General features: G+C 62.8%; 14 protein-coding genes and 1 pseudogene. 9 read left to right on the top strand and 6 right to left on the bottom strand.

The genetic code is table 11. The annotated features are described in order from the left end of the window. The first annotated feature begins 33 nt into the window (after positions 1-33). Entirely contained in the window at positions 34-921 is an 888-nt protein-coding gene (locus tag GYH35_RS08340) for a MaoC family dehydratase (RefSeq protein ID WP_161815008.1), read from the top strand. 17 nt (positions 922-938) lie between these two features. Continuing rightward, complete coding sequence (locus tag GYH35_RS08335) at positions 939-1,481, top strand: nitroreductase family protein (protein ID WP_161828149.1); 543 nt, start codon at positions 939-941, stop codon at positions 1,479-1,481. Here the strand turns inward: GYH35_RS08335 and GYH35_RS08330 are convergent. Continuing rightward, positions 1,468-5,340 (bottom strand): ATP-binding protein, encoded by a 3,873-nt coding sequence (locus tag GYH35_RS08330; protein ID WP_161828148.1) that lies wholly within the window; start codon positions 5,338-5,340, stop codon positions 1,468-1,470. The two genes, GYH35_RS08335 and GYH35_RS08330, sit on opposite strands and share 14 nt — an antisense overlap. A 221-nt stretch (positions 5,341-5,561) precedes the next feature. On the opposite strand from GYH35_RS08330, the gene hutH reads away from it, so the two are divergent. Next, positions 5,562-7,106 carry a histidine ammonia-lyase gene (hutH, locus tag GYH35_RS08325; RefSeq protein WP_161828147.1) on the top strand — a complete coding sequence of 515 codons (1,545 nt, stop codon included), beginning with the start codon at positions 5,562-5,564 and terminating at the stop codon, positions 7,104-7,106. A gap of 30 nt (positions 7,107-7,136) precedes the next feature. On the opposite strand, the gene dgcN is transcribed toward hutH, so the two are convergent. Then, a complete protein-coding gene (dgcN, locus tag GYH35_RS08320; protein WP_161828146.1) occupies positions 7,137-8,213 on the bottom strand; it encodes an N-acetyltransferase DgcN in 1,077 nt (358 codons plus the stop codon). 197 nt (positions 8,214-8,410) lie between these two features. Here dgcN and GYH35_RS08315 point away from each other — a divergent pair, with 197 nt between their 5' ends. After that, the gene (locus GYH35_RS08315; protein WP_202624165.1) at positions 8,411-9,370 is read left to right on the top strand and encodes a pyridoxal-phosphate dependent enzyme; all 960 of its coding nucleotides are present in this window, start codon (positions 8,411-8,413) and stop codon (positions 9,368-9,370) included. 391 nt (positions 9,371-9,761) lie between these two features. Here the strand turns inward: GYH35_RS08315 and GYH35_RS35255 are convergent. Both GYH35_RS35255 and GYH35_RS08305 read right to left on the bottom strand, forming a co-directional pair. Beyond that, positions 9,762-10,442 (bottom strand): annotated as a pseudogene (locus GYH35_RS35255) (HupE/UreJ family protein); the annotation flags it as partial. Beyond that, a complete protein-coding gene (locus tag GYH35_RS08305; RefSeq protein WP_161828144.1) occupies positions 10,429-10,938 on the bottom strand; it encodes a cytochrome c in 510 nt (169 codons plus the stop codon). The pseudogene GYH35_RS35255 and the gene GYH35_RS08305, both read right to left, overlap by 14 nt. Positions 10,939-11,138: 200 nt before the next feature. Here GYH35_RS08305 and GYH35_RS08300 point away from each other — a divergent pair, with 200 nt between their 5' ends. The 3 genes from GYH35_RS08300 to GYH35_RS08290 all read left to right on the top strand — a co-directional run bounded on the left by GYH35_RS08300 (position 11,139) and on the right by GYH35_RS08290 (position 14,164). Beyond that, positions 11,139-11,852 (top strand): class I SAM-dependent methyltransferase, encoded by a 714-nt coding sequence (locus GYH35_RS08300; protein WP_161828143.1) that lies wholly within the window; start codon positions 11,139-11,141, stop codon positions 11,850-11,852. Positions 11,853-12,061: 209 nt separating this feature from the next. Beyond that, the gene (locus tag GYH35_RS08295) at positions 12,062-12,325 is read left to right on the top strand and encodes an MbtH family protein (RefSeq protein ID WP_129648496.1); all 264 of its coding nucleotides are present in this window, start codon (positions 12,062-12,064) and stop codon (positions 12,323-12,325) included. 156 nt (positions 12,326-12,481) lie between these two features. Continuing rightward, positions 12,482-14,164, top strand: coding sequence for a galactose-binding domain-containing protein (locus GYH35_RS08290; protein WP_161828142.1), 1,683 nt, complete (start codon positions 12,482-12,484; stop codon positions 14,162-14,164). 9 nt (positions 14,165-14,173) lie between these two features. Here GYH35_RS08290 and GYH35_RS08285 read toward each other — a convergent pair whose 3' ends face one another. Continuing rightward, positions 14,174-14,842 carry a class I SAM-dependent methyltransferase gene (locus GYH35_RS08285; RefSeq protein WP_161815018.1) on the bottom strand — a complete coding sequence of 223 codons (669 nt, stop codon included), beginning with the start codon at positions 14,840-14,842 and terminating at the stop codon, positions 14,174-14,176. 102 nt (positions 14,843-14,944) lie between these two features. Between GYH35_RS08285 and GYH35_RS08280 the strand changes: the two genes are divergently transcribed. Together GYH35_RS08280 and GYH35_RS08275 are read left to right on the top strand one after the other, a co-directional pair. Further along, positions 14,945-16,585: a carboxylesterase/lipase family protein gene (locus GYH35_RS08280; protein ID WP_161828141.1), complete on the top strand. Its 1,641-nt coding sequence runs from the start codon at positions 14,945-14,947 to the stop codon at positions 16,583-16,585. A 12-nt stretch (positions 16,586-16,597) separates the two neighbouring features. Then, positions 16,598-18,133, top strand: coding sequence for a carboxylesterase/lipase family protein (locus GYH35_RS08275; protein ID WP_161828140.1), 1,536 nt, complete (start codon positions 16,598-16,600; stop codon positions 18,131-18,133). 7 nt (positions 18,134-18,140) lie between these two features. Here GYH35_RS08275 and panB read toward each other — a convergent pair whose 3' ends face one another. Continuing rightward, positions 18,141-18,992 (bottom strand): 3-methyl-2-oxobutanoate hydroxymethyltransferase, encoded by an 852-nt coding sequence (panB, locus tag GYH35_RS08270; RefSeq protein ID WP_202624164.1) that lies wholly within the window; start codon positions 18,990-18,992, stop codon positions 18,141-18,143. Positions 18,993-19,094 lie beyond the last annotated feature (102 nt).

Here is a 19,094-nt window from a genome sequence, read left to right as displayed (position 1 = left end):
TCACCGTCATTGTCCTTTAGCCGTCGCTCATTGATGTCAGCACCGACCAAGATTTCTTTTGCCCGCCGCCCCTCGATGGTGCCTGCGTACGCGCGCGTGTTGCTCGGCAAGAAGCCGTACAGCGCGCCCTCAGGCACGGTGATCGAGCCGGTCGAGCTCGAAGCACGCACGGTGAAGCTGTCGGCGGCGCATCTGCAGCGCTATCGCGATGTATGCGCCGTGCCCGCGTCGGCGCGGGGATTGCCGCCTGCCTATCTGCACGTGCTCGCGATGCCGCTGCACATGCAGCTGTTCGTCGTGAAGAATTTCCCGGTGAAGGTGCTGGGCCTGATTCACCTGCGTAATACGATTCGAGTACTCGCGCCGGTCGATGAGCGCGCGCCGCTGCGTCTGCGGGTGCACTTCGACACCATGCGTGAGACGGACTACGGCCAGGAATACGACTTCACCACCAGCTACGAGCAGAACGGCGCGCTGGTGTGGGAAGAGATCAGCACGATGTTTGCTCGCGGCACGTCGGGCCCGAAAGAGGGCAGCAAGCGCCCGGTGATCGAGCGCTCCAACCATCCCGAGACCGGCACGCACACCGATACGCTCGAAGTCGCGGACAACACCGGCTGGCGCTACGCGCGCGTGTCCGGCGATTTCAATCCGATTCACCTGACGGCGCGCACCGCGCAGATGTTCGGCTTCAAGCAGGCGGTGGCGCATGGCATGTGGTCCATGGGGCGGTGCCTGGCCTCGGCCGCCCCGCATATTCCGAACATGAAGATTCAGATCGACACGCAGTTCAAGCTGCCGGTCTACATTCCCTCGCAAGCGCTGGCTCGCACCTGGGCGGTCGAGGGCGGCGCGGACATTTCGATGTGCACGATGAAGGGTGACCGGCTGCATCTGGCCATGCAAGTGCGGACGCTCTGAAGAGGACAGAACAGACGATGGACTTGCTGGAAGGTATTCAGTCGCGAACCTCTCCGCTGAAGCTCGCAGCGCCGGCGCCGAGCGCCGCGCAGGTAGAACAGATCATTCGCGCCGGCACGCGCGCTCCAGATCATGGTCGCCTGCGGCCCTGGCGGTTCACGGTGTTCGAAGGCGCGGCCCGCGAGAAGCTCGGCGAAGCCATGGCAAATTCACTGCGTGCTCGAGTGCCGGGCTCGACGCAGGAACATCTGGATGCCGAGAAGGGCAAAGCGATGCGCGCGCCGGTCGTGATCATCGTCGGCGCCAAGATCAGCAAGGGCAAGATTCCCGAGATCGAGCAGGTGTGCGCCACGGCCGCAGCGGTGCAGAACATGTTGCTGGCGGCACAGGCACTGGGTTTCGGCGCACAGTGGAAGACGGGTGCGGCGGCCTATGATGCTGGCGTCAAAGCGCTGTGCGCTCTTGCGCCGGAAGATCACATCGTCGCCATCGTTTATCTCGGCACGGTGACTTCGCCGGGCCCGCTGGTCGAAGCGCCGGTCGACATCAAACGTCTCTGATCTCGGCCAGCTTGCGCGCGAGTTGTTCCAGGTTGAACGGCTTGCCGATCAGGTGCACACCGGGATCGAGCACGCCGTTATGGACGATGGCGTTGCGCGTGTAGCCGGTCGTAAACAGCACTTTCAGATTCGGTCGCCGCTGGCGCGCTTCATCCGCCAGCATGCGCCCGTTGACCTCGGGCATCACGACATCGGTGAACATGATCTCGATCTCGGGGTGCTGATCGAGCAGCCCTAGCGCCATCGCCGCGCCATTCGCTTCCAGCACGTCATAGCCAAGTTCCTTCAGCGCTTCGACGCTCACGTGCCGCACGCTCTCCTCATCCTCGACCACCAGGATGGTCGTGCCTGCACCCGAAAGCGCCGGAGCGAAGCGTACATGGGCTCGGGCGTCCTCCAAACCGCCGTAAAAGCGCGGCAGGTAGATCTTTACCGTCGTACCCTGGCCAATCTCGCTATAGATCTTCACGTACCCGCCGGACTGATGCACGAAGCCGTGCACCTGGCTCAATCCGAGACCCGTGCCTTTGCCCACCGACTTGGTCGTGAAGAACGGATCGAACGCTTTCTGAATCGTGTCGGAGGACATGCCGCAGCCCGTGTCGGTCACGGCGATCATCACGTACTGACCTTGCGGCACACCGGCCTGCTGAGCGGCGTAGATGTCGTCCAAATGCGCATTGGCAGTTTCCACCGTGAGCTTGCCGCCCTCAGGCATCGCGTCGCGTGCATTCACCGCTAGATTCAGGATGGCGCTCTCGAGCTGATTGCCATCGGTCTGAATCTGCCAGAGACCGCCCGCGAGCACGGTCTCGGTGCGGATGGTCTCGCCGAGCGTCCGATGCATCAGGTCGGACATGCCGGCAACCAGCTTGTTTGCATTGACCGGCTCGAGCCGCAGCGGCTGTTGGCGAGCGAAGGCGAGCAGACGTTCGGTCAGTTGCGCCGCCCGCGTCGCGCCCTCGAGCGCGAACGAAGCAAAGCGCTGAACGTTCGCATCGCCCCGCGCCAGCCGCCGCAACAGCATGTCCAGGTTGCCGATGACCACGTTCAACATGTTATTGAAGTCGTGCGCGATGCCTCCAGTCAGCTGGCCCAGCGCTTCCATTTTTTGTGCCTGACGCAGCGCCTTCTCCGCGTCGCCACGGGCTCCGATCTCGGCCTCGACGCGTTGCTTGAGGGTCTCATTGAGGTTCATCAATGTTTCTTCGGCCCGCTTGCGCTCGGTGATGTCGATCACCGAGCCGATGTAGCCGAGAAATTCGCCTTTGCCGTCGAAGCGCGGCGAGGCAGCATCGATGGCCCAGCGATATTCGCCATCGTGCCGGCGCAACCGGTATTCGACGCGGAAGTCTTTGTGCTCGCCGCTCGATTCCATGAAGGTGCGGGCCGCGCTGTCACGGTCGTCCCGATGAACCGCCTTCGTCCAGCCGAGCCCCAGCGCTTGCGCTTCGGTCTGCCCGGTGAAGTCATACCAGCTCTTGTTCAGATAAATGCACCGACCGTCGGCATCGGTGATCCACATCATCACCGGCGAGTTTTCCGCCATGTTCCGGAAGCGGCGTTCGCTTTCCGCCAGCGCTGCCATGCCTTCCTTGCGCACATTGGCGAGCTTGAGATTGGCATGGACGCGAGCCGTGAGCTCGCGCGCCGAGAAAGGCTTGATCAGATAATCATCGGCGCCGGCATCCAGGCCCTCTATGCGAGCTTCTTCGCCGGCCCGCGCGGACAGCATGATGACGGGTAGATCGCGCAGCTCGGGATCTTCGCGAATCGCCTTCAACAAACCGAAGCCGTCGAGCTCGGGCATCATCACGTCCGTCAGCACCAGATCGGGTCGATGGGCTCGAATCGCAGCGAGGGCGGCCGCGCCATCTGCCACAGCCTCGACGTGGAGATGTTTGCTGAGGAACCTGGAGACGTACTGACGCATGTCGGCGTTGTCGTCGGCCAGCAGCAACCTGGAGCCTTCGACCTGCGCAAGATCGTCGCCCGCGGAGGCGTCGTGGTACTCCTGGATGCCCAGGCCCTCATCCGACAGCCACGTCAGCGCCTCCTGCACGAACGCTTGGGAACGCTCGACATTACCGACGCTGTCAGCGGTTGCGTCGTAAATCTGATCCGCCGGCAGATGCTGCGAGCCGAAGGGAATGATGACCGTGAAGGTCGTGCCTTCGTTTACCCGGCTGTCCGCATGGATCTTGCCGTGATGAAGCCGCACCAGCTCCAGGATCAGCGCCAGGCCGATGCCGCTGCCTTCGTGCGTGCGGCTCCTCTGGCCGTCGATGCGATGGAAGCGCTCGAACAGTTTCGGCAGCTGTTCGGGCGGCACGCCGACGCCCGTATCCTTCACTTTGAGCTCGGCGCCTCGCGGCGTCGTGCGCAAGCTCACATCGACCCCGCCCTCGAAGGTGAACTTGAACGCATTGGAGAGCAGGTTCAGGACGATCTTCTCCCACATGTCGCGATCGACGAATACCGGCTCCGGCAGAGGCGGGCAGTCGACGTTGAGGCTGAGGGATGCGCGAGTGAGTGCCGAGCGGAACGTGGATGCCAATTCGGCCGTCAGCCTCGCGAGATCGGTCGGACGGAACTTTGCCTTGGTGCGGCCCGCCTCGATGCGTGAAAAATCCAGCAGCGTATTCACGAGCCGCAACAATCGCAGCGAGTTGCGATGCGCGGCCTGCAAACGTTCCTTCTGCGTGATGGGCAACGGCGCGTCGGAATCTGCAAGCGCATCCTCGAGCGGCCCCATCATCAAGGTCAGCGGCGTGCGGAATTCATGACTGACGTTCGAGAAGAACGCGGTCTTGGCGCGGTCCAGCTCGGCCAGGCGCTGCAAGCGCTCGCGCTCCTCTTCGACGGCGCGGGCGTTGTGAATTGCAGTGGCCACGTGGCTTGCGATCAGGTTGAAGAATGTCCGGTATTCCTCATCGAGTCGACGCGTTGAGTTCACGCCGCCGATCAGCACCGCGGTGGGTTGATCCTGGCCGCCTGACATGATCGGCACCAGCACTGCTTCGACGATCGGTCGAGCCGCGGGCCCGAGCGGCAGGGAGTCGCATGGCTCTATGCGGACCGACCGGGGCTGACAGGTTTCTACCACTTCCCGCACCGGCCAGAAGGCGCTCGCTACGTCGAGATCCAGACTGGGCGCAGCACATTCATCGGCGCCGTCGGTCACCCCGGTACTGCGATTGAGCACGGCCCTGCGATGCTCGGCATCGATCCAATAGAGCAGGGCAAATGGCACGTCGTCCGAATTCTTGGCGAGCGTATCGATGGCGGAAGCGCACGCCGTCTCGACGGAGCGCTCCACCAGCGCCTTGGCCGCCAGCTCCGATAGCGTGCGCAGGCGACGCGCATTCAGCACTTTGTGCGTGGTCTCGGCGCTCGGACAGAACAGGCCGGCGACGCGGCCGGTTTCGTCCCTTATCGGGCTGTACGAAAACGAGTAGTACGTTTCCTCCAGAAAGTCGCCCCGGCTCATGAACAACTGAACGTCGTCCACAAAGCTGGCCTCGCCATGCCGGAACACCTTGTCGGCGAGCGGACCGCACACGTCCCAGATCTCGGCCCAGACTTCCTCCGCTGGCCGCCCCAACGCCCAGGGATGCTTCGCCGGACCGAGCACCTGGACGTAGGCATCGTTGTAGAGGAACGTGGCTCGCGGCCCCCAGCTCATCCACATCGGATGACGGGAGTCGAGCACCAGGTTGACAGCGGTGCGCAGGCTCGTCGGCCAGCGTTCGAGCGGACCCAGCGGGGTTTTCGACCAATCGAAGGCGCTCACCAGTCGGCCCAATTCACTGCCGTTGTTGAAGATCGGGCTGGCAGAAGGCGCCGCGGAAATCGCCATCAGGGTCCTGGTTAGCGTCGATGCGTAAACTACTCAGCACAATCGCGTTAACAACTGAGCGGTTCCCTGCGGAGGGCCGGAACCGGCAATTTTTATCGTCACTGCCGGCCCGACGCCGACTGGCTATCGGCGGCCACTTCGCGCCGATGAGCGCCGCCCGAGGGTTCGGGCTGGCGGCGATATACTTGGCGCGTTGAAGCATGCCTGCGGAGGATCGGGCGATGAGCGAGATACTAAAACCCGGTGCGGTGACGCTCGAACAATGGCAGCGTGTATACAGAGGCGCGTCCGCGACGCTCGATCCATCCTGCTTCCCAGCCGTCGAACGCAGCGCCGCTGCTATCGAGCGCGTCGTCAACAACGGCGCGCCGGTCTACGGAGTGAACACAGGCTTCGGCAAACTGGCCTCGGTGCGCATCGAGATCGCGGATCTGGAGCGCTTGCAACGTAACATCGTGCTGTCGCATTCATCGGGGGTCGGCGAGCCCATGCCGCCCGCCATCGTGCGGCTCATGATGGCGCTAAAGATCGCCAGTCTCGGGGTAGGCGCGTCCGGCGTGAGATTGCCGACGCTGCAATTGCTCGAAGCCATGCTCGTGCGCAACTTGCTTCCGGTCGTGCCGGCGCAAGGATCGGTTGGCGCATCCGGCGATCTTGCGCCGCTCGCACACATGTCGGCGACGATGATTGGCGTTGGAGAGATTCTGGTCGATGGCGTAGCGCGGCCTGCCGCGGACGCATTGGCTGCGGCCGGGTTGAAGCCAGTCACGCTTGGCCCGAAGGAAGGTCTGGCGCTGCTGAACGGCACACAATTCTCGACCGCCTATGCGCTCGCTGGATTGTTTGAAGCCGAGCAACTGTTCGGTCACGCCTTGATCTCCGGCGCGCTGTCGACCGAAGCGGCCAAGGGCTCCGACACGCCGTTCGATGAGCGCATCCATCGACTGCGCGGGCATCGTGGCCAGATCGAATCGGCGACAGCGCTGGCCCAGCTGATGGCAGGCTCGGCGATTCGCGCGTCACATCGTGACAATGACGCTCGCGTACAAGATCCGTACTGTCTGCGCTGTCAGCCTCAAGTGATGGGTGCATCGCTCGACCTGTTGCGTCACGCGGCTCGCACGCTCGAGATCGAAGCGAACAGCGTTTCCGACAATCCGTTGGTGTTCGCCGAGGACGACGCGGTGCTCTCGGGCGGCAACTTCCATGCGGAGCCGGTAGCCTTTGCGGCCGACATCATCGCTCTGGCGCTTTGTGAGATCGGCTCATTGGCCGAGCGGCGCATCGCCATGCTGGTGGATCCGGCGCTCTCGGGGTTGCCTGCCTTTCTCACGCCACGCCCTGGATTGAACTCAGGATTCATGTTGCCGCAGGTCACTGCCGCGGCGCTCGTCTCGGAGAACAAACAACGGGCTTATCCGGCGAGCGTCGATTCCATCCCCACGTCGGCGAATCAGGAAGATCATGTTTCCATGGCCGCCCACGCTGCACGCCGCTTACTGCCGATGGCTGCGAACGCGGATGCAGTGATTGCGATCGAGCTGCTCGCGGCCGTGCAGGGCTGTGACTTTCACACGCCCTTATCGAGCAGCAAGGCGCTCGAACAGGTGAGACAGCAGGTCAGGGCGCTCTCGCCTGCGTTGGAAGACGATCGTTACCTGCACGCCGACATGCGAGCGACGCTCACGCTGCTGCAGTCCGGGCGCTTGCTGGAAACGGTGGCGAATTCTGGCGTGCGCTTGCCGTCGACGCTGCTGGCTGCATGAAGTTCGGTCTGATTGAAACCACCGCGCTGGCTATCGAGCTCGTGCCGCCGTTCCGATTCTGCATCGGCTGAACATACCGGCGCCGGCGGCTGTCCCATCCGGGAAGCATTCGAGGAGCCGGCGGACAATCTTGCTGGCGCCCATGGCGATGGGATCTTCACAAGGAAGGTTCAGCTCGTGCTCGACCTGCTCGCACAATCGACGCGCGGACGCTTCGTCGAGCTTCGAGGTATTCAACGCGACGCCGACCGCGACAACGTCAGGTTGCGTGACTTGCGCCGCCTCGAGGTTTGCGAGCAAACATTCCTTGAGCGAGGGCAACGCTCGTCCTGGCAGCCCGCGCATGTGAGTCCGCGTGGGCTCGTGGCACATCACCAAGGCGTTCGGTTGTGACCCGTGCAGGAGGCCGAGAGACACGCCGGCGTAGGACGGATGAAACAGCGAACCCTGACCTTCGATGATGTCCCAGCCGCCATCGGAGCGAGCCGGCGACAACCATTCTGCCGCACCGGCGATGAAGTCTGCGACCACCGCATCGATGGGCACGCCGCTGCCTGCGATCAGGATGCCCGTCTGACCGGTCGCACGAAAATCGGCAAGCCGGCCTTGTCGACGCAGCTCTCGCTCCAGGGCGAGGCTGGTGTACATCTTGCCCACGGAACAGTCGGTGCCAATCGTCAACAAGCGGCGGCCAGGGCGGGGACGACCGTTGCCGATGGGCAGGTCGGCGGGCGGTTCCCGAACGTCGAACAGCAACTGTCCCGTGCGTTGAGCGGCAGCTCGAATGTCGGGATGTTGGGCCAGCCGCTGATGCAACCCGGACGCGACATTCAACCCCGCTTCCAACGCGGCCACAACTTCTCGCGCGGAAACTTCGCTGAGCACGCCCCCCGCATTCGCTTCGCCGAGAATCATCGTCTTCGCGCCGCGCGCCACGGCTTCGGAATAGGAAAGATCGTCGAGTCCGAGTGTGAGATCGCAGCCAGGCAGGCGACGCTGCCCGACGCAAAGCTCGCGACGCCAGTCAGCCACGCCGCGCGACGTCTTGATGGACAGCGGATCCGTCGCAGCCCCGAGATACAGCAGATACGGCGCAGGAATATTCATGACGGGAATGATTTTTCATCCGGTCGAGGGCGTCCGATAGCGAAGCTTACAGCACCCATCGCAACACGTCGTCACGGCGCCGTCTTCCGCAGCGACGACAGACAGTCGTGAAGATGGCGTGAAACGCTTCGATTTGTCGCATGCGCATGGGCGTATAATGCCACCCGCCCGCACCGACACCATTCACGGGGATGCGAATGACTCTGACCCTGGCCGACATCCGCGCCGCTCACACCCGCATCAAGGATCGCATTCACCGCACGCCGGTCATGACCAGCGAGGCGCTCGATGAGAAGGCGGGCGCGCGACTGTTCTTCAAATGTGAGAATTTGCAGAAGATCGGCGCCTTCAAGGCGCGAGGTGCGACCAACGCCGTTGCCTTGCTAACGGATGAAGAAGCGAAGCGCGGCGTGGTGACGCATTCCTCCGGCAATCACGCCGCCGCATTGGCGCGGGCTGCAAAACTGCGAGGCATTCCGGCATACGTCGTCATGATGTCGACCGTTCCTCAGGCGAAAGTCGCTTCGGTGCGGCGCTATGGGGCGGAAGTGATTCTTTGCGAGCCGACCTATGCCGCGAGAGTAAGCACTGCGAACAGCGTGGTCGAACGCACCGGCGCTGTGTTCATTCATCCGTTCAACGATCCACGAGTGATGGCGGGGCAGGGCACTACCGCGCTGGAGTTGCTGGAGGATGTGCCGGACCTCACCGACATCCTGTGCCCCGTGGGCGGCGGCGGTCTCATCAGCGGCATCTCGGTGGCGATCAAGAGCATCAATCCGGAGATCCGTGTGTTCGGGGTCGAGCCGAAAGGGGCGGATGACGCCGCGCAGTCGCTGGCGGCGGGACGGATCATTCCATGTACTGCTCCCAACACCATCGCCGACGGCCTGCGGGGCACGCTTGGCGAGCTGACCTTCGAGGAGATTCAGCGTCACGTCGACGGCATCGTCACCGTGTCCGAAACGGAGATCGTCAACGCGATGCGCACGATCTGGGAAGTGCTGAAGATCATCGTCGAGCCCTCGGGCGCGGTTGGCTACGCTCCGCTCGTCGACGGTCAGCTCGATATGCCGGGCCGTCGCATCGGCATAGTGCTCACCGGCGGCAATCTGGATCTGGACACGCTGCCCTGGATGACGCCCGCTAAAGCGTAGCGGGCGCTTCGATCCGGCCGAGCTTGGTGAAGTAGCCGTTGACCTCGAGCACGATGGTCAGCGGTGCATCGCTGAGGTTGCGCCAGTACCAGCCATGCCTGCCCGTGAAGGGCGCGACGAACGAGCCGTGCGCCGTCTGGCTGCTCTCCACGGTTTCATAGCTGCGATAGTAGTCCTTGGGCCATTCGCCCTCGGTCGGCTCGCCGTGGAACTCGTAGTACACCGGGCCGGCGCCCTGCGTGGTCCACGAATACAGCAAGGGTTCGCCCGCTGCGAGCTCAGCTTTGTATTCGAGCTCTTCGCGAGGCTGCACATTGATCTCGATGCGCACCGTGCGAGGCTTGCGAGGATGTGCATGCATGACGCGGGCTTCGGTGCTGGCCTGTGCGTCGTTGACGAAATAACCGTTCAGCTGAAAGGCCACGAGCCCGAAACCGGCCGCCATCAACAGCACATTCGCCGCCGTCGCATGTCGCGTGAATGAAGGCACCCTGCGCCAGCAGGTCATCACGATCAGGATGGCGCTGAGCGCGAGCACCTGCCCGATCTCCACGCCGACGTTGAAGGCCAGCATGTTCGGCACCAGCCCATCGGCCGACAGGGACAGATCCTGCAGCTTGGTCGCGAGGCCGAAGCCATGGAAGAAACCGAACACCAGCACGGCGGCCTTGTTATTAGGCTGTATGCCGAACCACCGCTGAAACGCACCGAGATTGTCGAGCGCCTTGTAGACCACCGAGAAGCCGATGATGGCGTCGATCAAATAAGGATCGACCTTGAGGCCGCTCAACACCCCGAACAGCAACGTGACGCTGTGACCGATCGCGAACAGCGTGACATAGGCAACCACTTCCTTGAGTCGATACAAAAAGAAGATCACGCCGAACAGGAACAGCAAATGGTCATAGCCGGTGACCATGTGCTTGGCGCCGAGATACATGAATGTCAGCAGTTGCGGGCCGCTGGCATTCCGCAGCAGCGCTTGATCCTCGGGCGCGACGCCATGCGCCAGTGCCTGGCTGCCGAGCAGACAGCCGATGAGCGCAAGGATCAGATGTTTACTGCCGACCATCTGGCGGCGCGGTGAATATGTACTTCTCATGACAGTCGGTGCAGGTCTGATAGATGTCCCCGGAAGCGGCGAACAACGCTTCGGGATCTTTGACGTCGGTCGCCTCGATGGCGGTTCGAGCAGCCGCACTCATGGCCCGGGCTTTCGCATTCCAATCGGCGACATCCTGAACCGACGATGGGCGGGCGCGTCCTTCGAGCATCAGCAGGTTGCCAGCCTCGAGCACCATGACCGCATTGTTACGAACGCGATTCCACTCTTCATCGGTGTGGGGCTGCACGTTCTGCTCTCCCTGCTCGGTGATGATGGTCGCGACGGCGCCGAACACCGCTTTGGAGCTCGGGTCGATCATCCAGTTCATCAACTGTCGCGTATCGACGGAAGTATCGAACGACACCGCATCGGTGACTGATTTTGGCGACGCCGGCGATCGATCGCCGCAAGCCGCCTGAAGCAGGCACCCGGCGAGCACAGCCGCCATCGTTAGTGTTCGCATGAGCTCGGGCACCGACCGAACGAGGAGGCGGCTATCGTAGCGCACCGTCGCGCTGCGACCGTCAAGAATTGCCTGCGCACGTATGCAGATCGAGACACGCAGCTATCCACCTCGCGTTATTTCCAAGCGGACCGATTGCTGTACACTACGTACGGCGGCGGGGGCTGTCGTCATGAAAGTTATTCACAGCGGAGAAAGCTTTGAACGCTCTGCAGTCGCTCGTCCCGCCTCGTTTTCGTCCCGCCGCTAAACGCGCCTTCTTCGCCGGTCAACGCATCGTCAATCTGCCGCTCACGGCGCTCCACAAACTGGTGTTGACGCCCGCGCACCTGCTGGTGCGACGCTCCAGAACACATCGCAAGCTCGAAATCGGTCCGGGCGAGGAACGCATCGCCGGCTTCGAGACGCTCAATGTCATTCCCGCCTCGAACGTCGATTTCCTGTGGGACGCCGCCAAACGTTTGCCTTTTCGCGACGGCACGTTCGACGTGGTCTATGCCAGTCACATCCTGGAGCACATCCCCTGGTACCGCACCGAGGAGGTGCTGGCGGAATGGGTGCGCATCGTCGCGCCGGAGGGACGGCTGGAGATCTGGGTCCCGGACGGCTTGAAGATCTGCAAAGCCTTCGTCGATGCGGAGGAGCGCCACTCGCCCGACTACGAGCAGGACGGCTGGTATCGTTTCAACGATGAGAAGGACCCGTGTCGCTGGGCCTCGGGGCGCATCTTTTCGTACGGCGATGGGGTCGGTACGCTGGGACATCCCAACTGGCACCTGGCCGTGTTCTCCTATCGCTATCTCGAGCAGGCGTTGAAGCGGGCCGGCTGCCGGAATGTCGAACGTCTGCAGCGCTCGCAGGTTCGCGGCCACGATCACGGTTGGATCAATCTCGGCATCGCCGGGATCAAGTAATCCAACGTTCCCAACAATCCATGCCAGACGTGTAACAGTCGCACGCCACCTCGCATCGCGAGAAAAGCCCTCTCGACGCAGCGAATTCGCAGGTTCTCGCCTGTGAGCTCGCTGCGTCGCTCGACTGCTCAAACATTCGCAGCGGCCATGAGCCGCGACTCCCGTTAGCATCGCGCCGCTTATCGCACTGACTACTGAAGGAGCGCGCCATGGCTGGTGGGTTTGACGACGAGAACGGCAAGTTCCGCGTGCTGGTCAACGAGGAAGAGCAATATTCCCTGTGGCTGGACGGCATGGACATTCCTCGCGGCTGGACCGACTGCGGCGTCGCGGGCGATAAAAAAACCTGCCTCGACTATGTCGGCAAAGTCTGGACCGACATGCGGCCCAAATCGTTGCGCGTGTGGATGGAAGAGCACGCGAAGAAGACCGCCGCCGCTGAATCGACGGAAGCTGCGACTCCGGAGACTTGACGCACGCTCATGGTGCACGCGTCGCCGCCCTTAGGACACGCAAGGAAAACTCTGAATCCGCATTGCCCGGCTTTGCCGGCGTGACTTTGGCAGTCGCGCTCATCAAAAACTGCCTTCGTAGTGCCGATCCTGTGTGGACAGGCAATGGACCCGCGAATGAGTCGCGGGCTGGCACTGAAGGAGATGACCTTGAGAGTAGCGGCACGGTTGCTGGCTTTGTGGATGTCGATGGGCGCGGTGGCGGCGGCTCACGCGCAGCAGTTCGACAAGCTCGGTTTTTTTGTCGGTGAGGCAACGCCCGCAACCGCGGCGCCTGCCTATCGCACCTTCGTCAGCAAGGTGCAGCAGATCCCGAATTCCACCAATGTGTTCGTCGATTATCGCGAGCCGATCTGGAGCGCCGGCACGTACGATCCCAAATGGCGCAATAACGCCGCCTGGGCCGCCGGCAATCTGGCGGACCTGTGCTCGGTGGACTATCTGAATCGGCTCGACGCCGAGGGACGGCCCACCCTGATTCCCATCGTCAGCGTCGGCCTCACCGACGATCCCACGGCGTATCAGCTCAATCTGCCGGCGGACGATCCGGATCGCGGCAAGTACAGCGAAGCGGCGGCCGTGGCGATGATGAACGACATCGCCGCAGGCAAGTACGACGCCGATGGCGCAGGCCGTTATCGCGTCTGGCCGGCAATTTTCGACGTATTCAGGAACACCGGCTTTCGCAAGTTTTATTTGCGCATCGGCTGGGAACAGAACGGCAACTGGTATGGCTGGCAGGTGCGCAGCGAGGCGACTCGCACTGCTTACATCGCGGCCTGGCGTCACGTCGCCAATCTGGCGCATGCCTATGCGAACGCCAATGGCATGGTCATCGAGACCCTGTGGAGCCCATCGGCCTCGTACGCGAACTACGGGTTGAGCGAGGAGAGCAGCTATCCGGGCGATGCCTATGTCGACATCGTCGCGCCCACTCACTACAGCCCGATCTGGAACCCGACACGCTCGCGTGACAAGACCGCCTATCACGACTGGACGAGCGGTCAGAATGTCACTCTCGCGGACTGGCTTGCGAACGCGGCGAATCGTCGCGTGATCTGGGACTACCCGGCAGCGGACTATTGGAACCCGACGCGCGGTTGGGGCTTGCCGGCCGCCATCGAATTCGCGTTGGCTCGTAGCAAACGTTTTGCGCTGTCCGAGACCGGCACCGGCAACTTCGGTGTGACGCGCTCCGGCGGCGGCCCCGTCGACGAAGGCGATTATCCGATCTATCTCGGCGAGCGTCTGGCCGCCGCGGTGGGCCGAGGCCTGGACTTGGAAGTCGTCGAAATCTGGCCGCAAGCTTCGGGCACGGACCGGCTGACATTCCTGAGCGACGAGCGGCCGCTCGAAGCTGCGGGCTGGAAGAGCTTCGGCACGATCATGGCGGCGGCACAATCGCCGAGCAATCTCGCGAAGGGACGCAAGGCCTATCCGAGCTCGACCGAGAGCAGCACGTACAGCGCTGCCAAAGTCACCGATGCCAGCACCTCGACCAGCTGGCATAGCGCGCCGGGCGGCGCCGACAAGCAATGGATCTACGTGGATCTCGGCCAGCGTTATTCCATCTCACGTGTGCGTGTCATCTGGGACGCGGCGTACGCGTCCGAATACACGATTCAAACGCAGGTAAGCACCAACACGTGGGCCAATCTCTATAAAACCACGGCAGGCGACGGTGGCGTCGACGATGTTCGCGGGTTGACTGGAACAGGACGATTCATTCGGGTGTTCGCGACCCAACGGGGCACGAGCGCACGCAACTACGGCATCAAGGAAATCGAAATCTATCCTTGATGCGATCTCTCAAGCCGCGGCGCTCGCTGAGCGCCGCGCGATCACCAGCCAATTGTTGAATGGCGTACGCCCCCACAGCGGCTTGAACTCCGCCTGCAGGCCGTGTCGTTGCAGAACCGCGCGCAGTTCCTGCGCCGAGGGCTGCGCCTTGAAGGATGTTTTCATCCAGCCGACCAGATGACCGAAGCGATCGGTGGCTCGCGTCATCGCGCTTCGCCACGTGCCGTCGGCCAGTCCCGTGCGGATCACCAGCTTGCCTTGTTTGCTGACGCACTGAGCGGCCTGCGCCAGCAACGTCCCCTGTGCTTGTTGCGGCAGATACTGAAGGACGTCCAGCAATGCGACACTGCCGTGATGCTTCGGGAACTGCACGCTCAAGTCACATACCTGAAAGTTCGCGTCGGTGATCCCGCCCCGTGCCGAGGCGTCCCGGGCGGCGTCGATCTTCATGGCGTCCGTGTCGACACCGACATAAGGCAGGTTGCAGCCGCCGGCTCGCAGGCAGTGCAATAGCAGGCCAATTCCGCATCCCAGATCCAGTAGCGGCTCGCGCTCGTCGTCGAAAGCGCCGGGCATTGCTTCGTACAGCGGATCCATCGCGAGTTTGCTCAGCGAGTACCAGTAACGATATCGATCCGGCAGGAAGCTGGCAGCGATCGCGCGTTTGGGCAGGGCCATATCTGGAGTCAGGACACTTTTCTTTACATTGTCAGCACTGGCCAGGCCGGTGCGCAGGGTTAGTATGGTCGCACACTAACGAATGCATGATCGAGGGGGACTATGGCCGGCAAGTACTCGCGGCGTGAAATCATTGCGAGCGGTGTGGGCGCGGCGGTAACCGTCGGGCTGTTACAAACTGCCCGGGCGTTCGCCACAACGGATCCTGTCGCCGAAACGACCGCCGGCAAAATCAAAGGCCTCACTCGAGAAGGCGTGCACATCTTCAAGGGCGTGCCTTACGGCGCGCCGACGGGCGGGCGCAATCGCTTCATGCCCCCTCAGCCGCCGATGGCTTGGAAGGGCGTGCGCGATGCGCTCGACTACGGCCCGAGTACTCCGCAAAGAGAGCCCGGCAGAGAACCCGCGACCGGTGGCCCAGCGGCCTTGATTGGCGAACTGAGCGATCGTCCGGAAAGCGAAGATTGCCTGGTCCTCAACGTATGGACGCGAGGCTTGCGAGACGGCGGCAAGCGTCCGGTGATGTTCTGGATTCATGGCGGCGGCTTCTCGGCGGGCTCTGGATCCTCGCCCGGCTATGACGGCGCCAATCTCGCCAAGCGCGGCGATGTGGTGGTCGTCACGATCAATCATCGATTGAACGTCATGGGCTTCACGTATCTGGCCGGCATTGGCGGTGCGGAGTTCGCGAACACCGGCAACGTCGGCATGCTGGATATCGTTCAGGCGCTGCGCTGGGTCCGCGACAACATCGAAAGCTTCGGCGGCGATCCGAATCGGGTGATGATCTTCGGCGAGTCCGGCGGTGGCCGCAAAGTCGGCACCTTGCTCGCGATGCCGGACGCAAAAGGATTGTTTCACGCCGCGGTCAATCAAAGTGGGCCGACGATCAAGGTCGTCTCACAGGAGGACGCGGCCAAGTCGACGGAGGCGTTGCTCGCAGAGTTGCAGATCTCGCGGACTGATTTTCGCAGGCTGCAGGAAGTGCCGGTCGACAAGATGATCGGCGCGTTCTATGCCGCCAGCCGCAAGCATCGCCTGTCCCACACGACCAATGGTTTCGCCCCGGTCGTGGATGGCAAGGTCCTGCCGCAGCATCCGTTTCATCCGCAGGCATCGGCATTGATGGCGGACGTGCCCTTGATCATCGGCACCAATCGCACGGAGATGACGCTGCAGCTCGCGGGCGATATGGCGGCCTTCAAGCTCGATGAGGCGGGCTTACAAACCCGCGCCAAGGGTTTGCTCGGGGATCAAGCCGAGTCCGTGCTCGCGGCTTATCGCAAGGCGGAGCCGAGCGCCACGCCCTCCGAATTGTTCTTTTTGATGATCAGCGATCAGCGTTACTGCGCGCCGCTGATGACGATCGCGGAGCGGCGCGCAGCGCTCGGCAAAGCGCCGGTGCATTGTTACTACTTCACCTGGGAAACCCCTGTACAAGGCGGGCGATTGAAATCGCCCCACGCCCTGGAGATCGCTTTCGTGTTCGACAACACCGAGCGGTCGTCGAGGTTCACCGGCGGCGGCCCACGTGCCGCGGCGCTGGCGGACAAGATGGCCGATGCATGGATCGCGTTCGCGCGCACCGGCGATCCGAATACCTCGAAGTTGCCGAAATGGACACCGTACACGGCCGCACAGCGCGCGACCCTGGTGCTCAACGATTCCAGCGCCATCGTGAACGACCCGTTCGGGCCGCGACGCGCGGCCATGCAATCGGCATTGAAGCTATCGAATTCATAAGAGGACTGGCCCATGAGAACCTGGCGTTGGCTCGCGATGTTCGCGAGCGCCTGGCTGTGTTTCACCACTGCCCACGCGGATGAGCCGATCGTTGCGACCAAGGAAGGGCGCCTGCGGGGCGCTCAACTGCAAGATCCCGCTGTGTATGTTTTCAAAGGCGTGCACTACGGCCAGTCCACTGCCGGCGCCGCGCGGTTCAAAGCGCCGAAGCGCGTCGCAAAGTGGGAGGGCGTGAAGGACGCGGTGAAATTTGGCTCGATCTGTCCGCAGGCGGGTGACCCGGGCCGTCGCACGACGACGCCGGGCGAGCTGCTGTCACCCAGCGAAGACTGCCTGGTGCTGAACGTCTGGACGCCGGCCATCGCCGGCAACGCCAAACGTCCGGTGATGGTGTGGCTGCACGGTCGCGGCTTCTATGCGGGCGCAGGCTCCGAGCCTCTTTACGACGGCGCGAGGCTCGCGAAGCGTGGCGATGTGGTGGTCGTGACCATCAATCATCGCTTGAATGTGTTCGGTTACCTGCATATTGCCGAGGCCGGGGGCCAAGAGTTCGCTACATCGGGCAACACGGGCGTGCAGGACATGCAACTCGCGCTCGAATGGGTCCGAGACAACATCGCAGCCTTCGGCGGCGATTCGGGCAACGTGACGATCTTCGGCGAGTCGGGCGGTGGCGTGAAGGTGTCGACACTGCTGGGTGTGCCGTCAGCGAAAGGACTCTTCCAGCGAGGCATCATTCAAAGCGGCGCACGTGGGCGAGGCATGGCTGCCGACATGGCCACCAGGAACGCACAGACCGTGATGCAGAAACTGGGCGTCAAAACAGTCGCCGAGTTGCAGGCTGTCCCCATGGATGAGCTGCTCGCCGCAGTGACAACCACGGGCCGCACGATCCCGGACTTCGGCCCGGTCGTTGATGGCAGCTATTTGCCCGCCAACATGTTCGACCCCGAAGCCGCGGCAAGCGCGCGAGGCATCCCGGTGATGGTCGGCTCGAACAAGGACGAATACTCGATCTACGCACGCGAGCATCCATTGTTCGGCAAGATGACCGAAGCACAGCTCCGTGAGGACCTGCAGCGTGACTACGGCGTGAATACGGATGCTCTGATCGCGGCCTACAAGCAGTCTCGACCGCAAGCATCTCCGTGGGATCTGATGGTCGCGATTCGCAGCAATCGTTTTCACATCGGCACAGTGCGGCTCGCTGACGTCGCCTCGAAAGTCTCGCCCGTGTATGTGTATAGCTTCGACTTCGAGGCGTCGCCGTTGAAAGCCGCGCATGGCTCCGAAATCGCATTCGTGTTCAGCAACGCGACAGCGAGCCCAACGGCGCGGCCGGGCGCGAAGGCCGTCGAAGATGCGATGAGCGAGGCGTGGATTGCCTTCGCGCGCACCGGCAATCCGAATCATGCCGGCCTGCCGAACTGGCCGACCTACGATGCCCAGAGCCGCGCCACGATGGTTTTCGATACCCAGTCGAAAGTCGTGAACGACCCGCGTGCGCCCGAGCGCAAGGTATGGGAGGGCAAGGAGCTCGTGCGATAGGCGATTTTCAAGCGGTCAACAAGGCTCGGAAGCGTTCCTTGGCTTCCGGGCCGATGTCCGAGGTTTGCTCCGCGCCCGGGAACGTTCCTTCCGACACATCCCTGACGAATTGCCGGGCGGCCGTGACTACGTCCTGCGCCACGTTCAGATAGCGGCGGGTATGACGCGGCTTGAAGTCCGTGTACAGCCCGAACAGGTCATGAAACACCTGGACCTCGCCGTCACAGTGCGGCCCGGCGCCGATGCCGATCGTCGGAATCGACACGCGCTGGGAAATCTCTTGAGCCACGGACGCAGGCACGAGCTCGAGCACGATCGCAAACGCGCCGGCGGCTTCGAGCGCCTTGGCATCGGCGACCAGCGAGGCAGCCGCGGAGGGCTCCTTGCCTTGAATGCGAGGACCACCCATCGCGTGCGTGGATTGGGGCGTAAAGCCAAGATGGCCGCACACCGGGATGCCGACATTGACCAGCCGCTCGATGGTCGGCGCGATCGCCACGCCACCTTCGATCTTCACGGCACCGACCTTGCCTTCGGTCATCAGGCGCGCCGAATTGCGTAACGCGTCCTCGACGTTCACCTGGTAGGTCATGAAGGGCATATCGCCGACCAGCAGCGCCCGCTGCGCGCCGCGAGCGACCATCTGGGAGTGATAGACGATCTGGTCCAGCGTGACCGGGAGCGTCGTGTCCTGGCCTTGCACGACCATGCCCACGGTGTCGCCGACCAGGATCACGTGGACCCCGGCGGCATCGACCATCTGCGCCGACGTGTAGTCGTAGGCGGTCAGCATGGCGATGCGCTCGCCACGGCGTTTCATCGTGACGATGTCGTTGGTCGAAAGTCTTTGGCCTTTCACAGCGTGCTCCCCAGTCTCGGCGCGGTCACAATTCCATTTGCCCGGACATTAGTCAACGCTAAGGTTCTTTGCATCGACCCAAGGAAATGCTTATATGGCTGC

This window comes from Steroidobacter agaridevorans (assembly GCF_009932555.1).
GTDB classification, from domain to species: domain Bacteria; phylum Pseudomonadota; class Gammaproteobacteria; order Steroidobacterales; family Steroidobacteraceae; genus Steroidobacter; species Steroidobacter agaridevorans.
This window is presented reverse-complemented; position numbering and strand designations above follow the sequence as displayed.

What these genes read in the sequence shown, in the direction of transcription:
- GYH35_RS08340 (WP_161815008.1), top strand. Translation starts at nt 34, where the DNA reads ATGTCAGCACCGACCAAGATTTCTTTTGCCCGCCGCCCCTCGATGGTG.
- hutH (WP_161828147.1), top strand. Translation starts at nt 5,562, where the DNA reads ATGAGCGAGATACTAAAACCCGGTGCGGTGACGCTCGAACAATGGCAG.
- GYH35_RS08335 (WP_161828149.1), top strand. Translation starts at nt 939, where the DNA reads ATGGACTTGCTGGAAGGTATTCAGTCGCGAACCTCTCCGCTGAAGCTC.
- dgcN (WP_161828146.1), bottom strand. Translation starts at nt 8,213, where the DNA reads ATGAATATTCCTGCGCCGTATCTGCTGTATCTCGGGGCTGCGACGGAT.
- GYH35_RS08275 (WP_161828140.1), top strand. Translation starts at nt 16,598, where the DNA reads ATGAGAACCTGGCGTTGGCTCGCGATGTTCGCGAGCGCCTGGCTGTGT.
- GYH35_RS08280 (WP_161828141.1), top strand. Translation starts at nt 14,945, where the DNA reads ATGGCCGGCAAGTACTCGCGGCGTGAAATCATTGCGAGCGGTGTGGGC.
- GYH35_RS08315 (WP_202624165.1), top strand. Translation starts at nt 8,411, where the DNA reads ATGACTCTGACCCTGGCCGACATCCGCGCCGCTCACACCCGCATCAAG.
- GYH35_RS08290 (WP_161828142.1), top strand. Translation starts at nt 12,482, where the DNA reads ATGAGTCGCGGGCTGGCACTGAAGGAGATGACCTTGAGAGTAGCGGCA.
- GYH35_RS08330 (WP_161828148.1), bottom strand. Translation starts at nt 5,340, where the DNA reads ATGGCGATTTCCGCGGCGCCTTCTGCCAGCCCGATCTTCAACAACGGC.
- GYH35_RS08285 (WP_161815018.1), bottom strand. Translation starts at nt 14,842, where the DNA reads ATGGCCCTGCCCAAACGCGCGATCGCTGCCAGCTTCCTGCCGGATCGA.
- GYH35_RS08305 (WP_161828144.1), bottom strand. Translation starts at nt 10,938, where the DNA reads ATGCGAACACTAACGATGGCGGCTGTGCTCGCCGGGTGCCTGCTTCAG.
- GYH35_RS08295 (WP_129648496.1), top strand. Translation starts at nt 12,062, where the DNA reads ATGGCTGGTGGGTTTGACGACGAGAACGGCAAGTTCCGCGTGCTGGTC.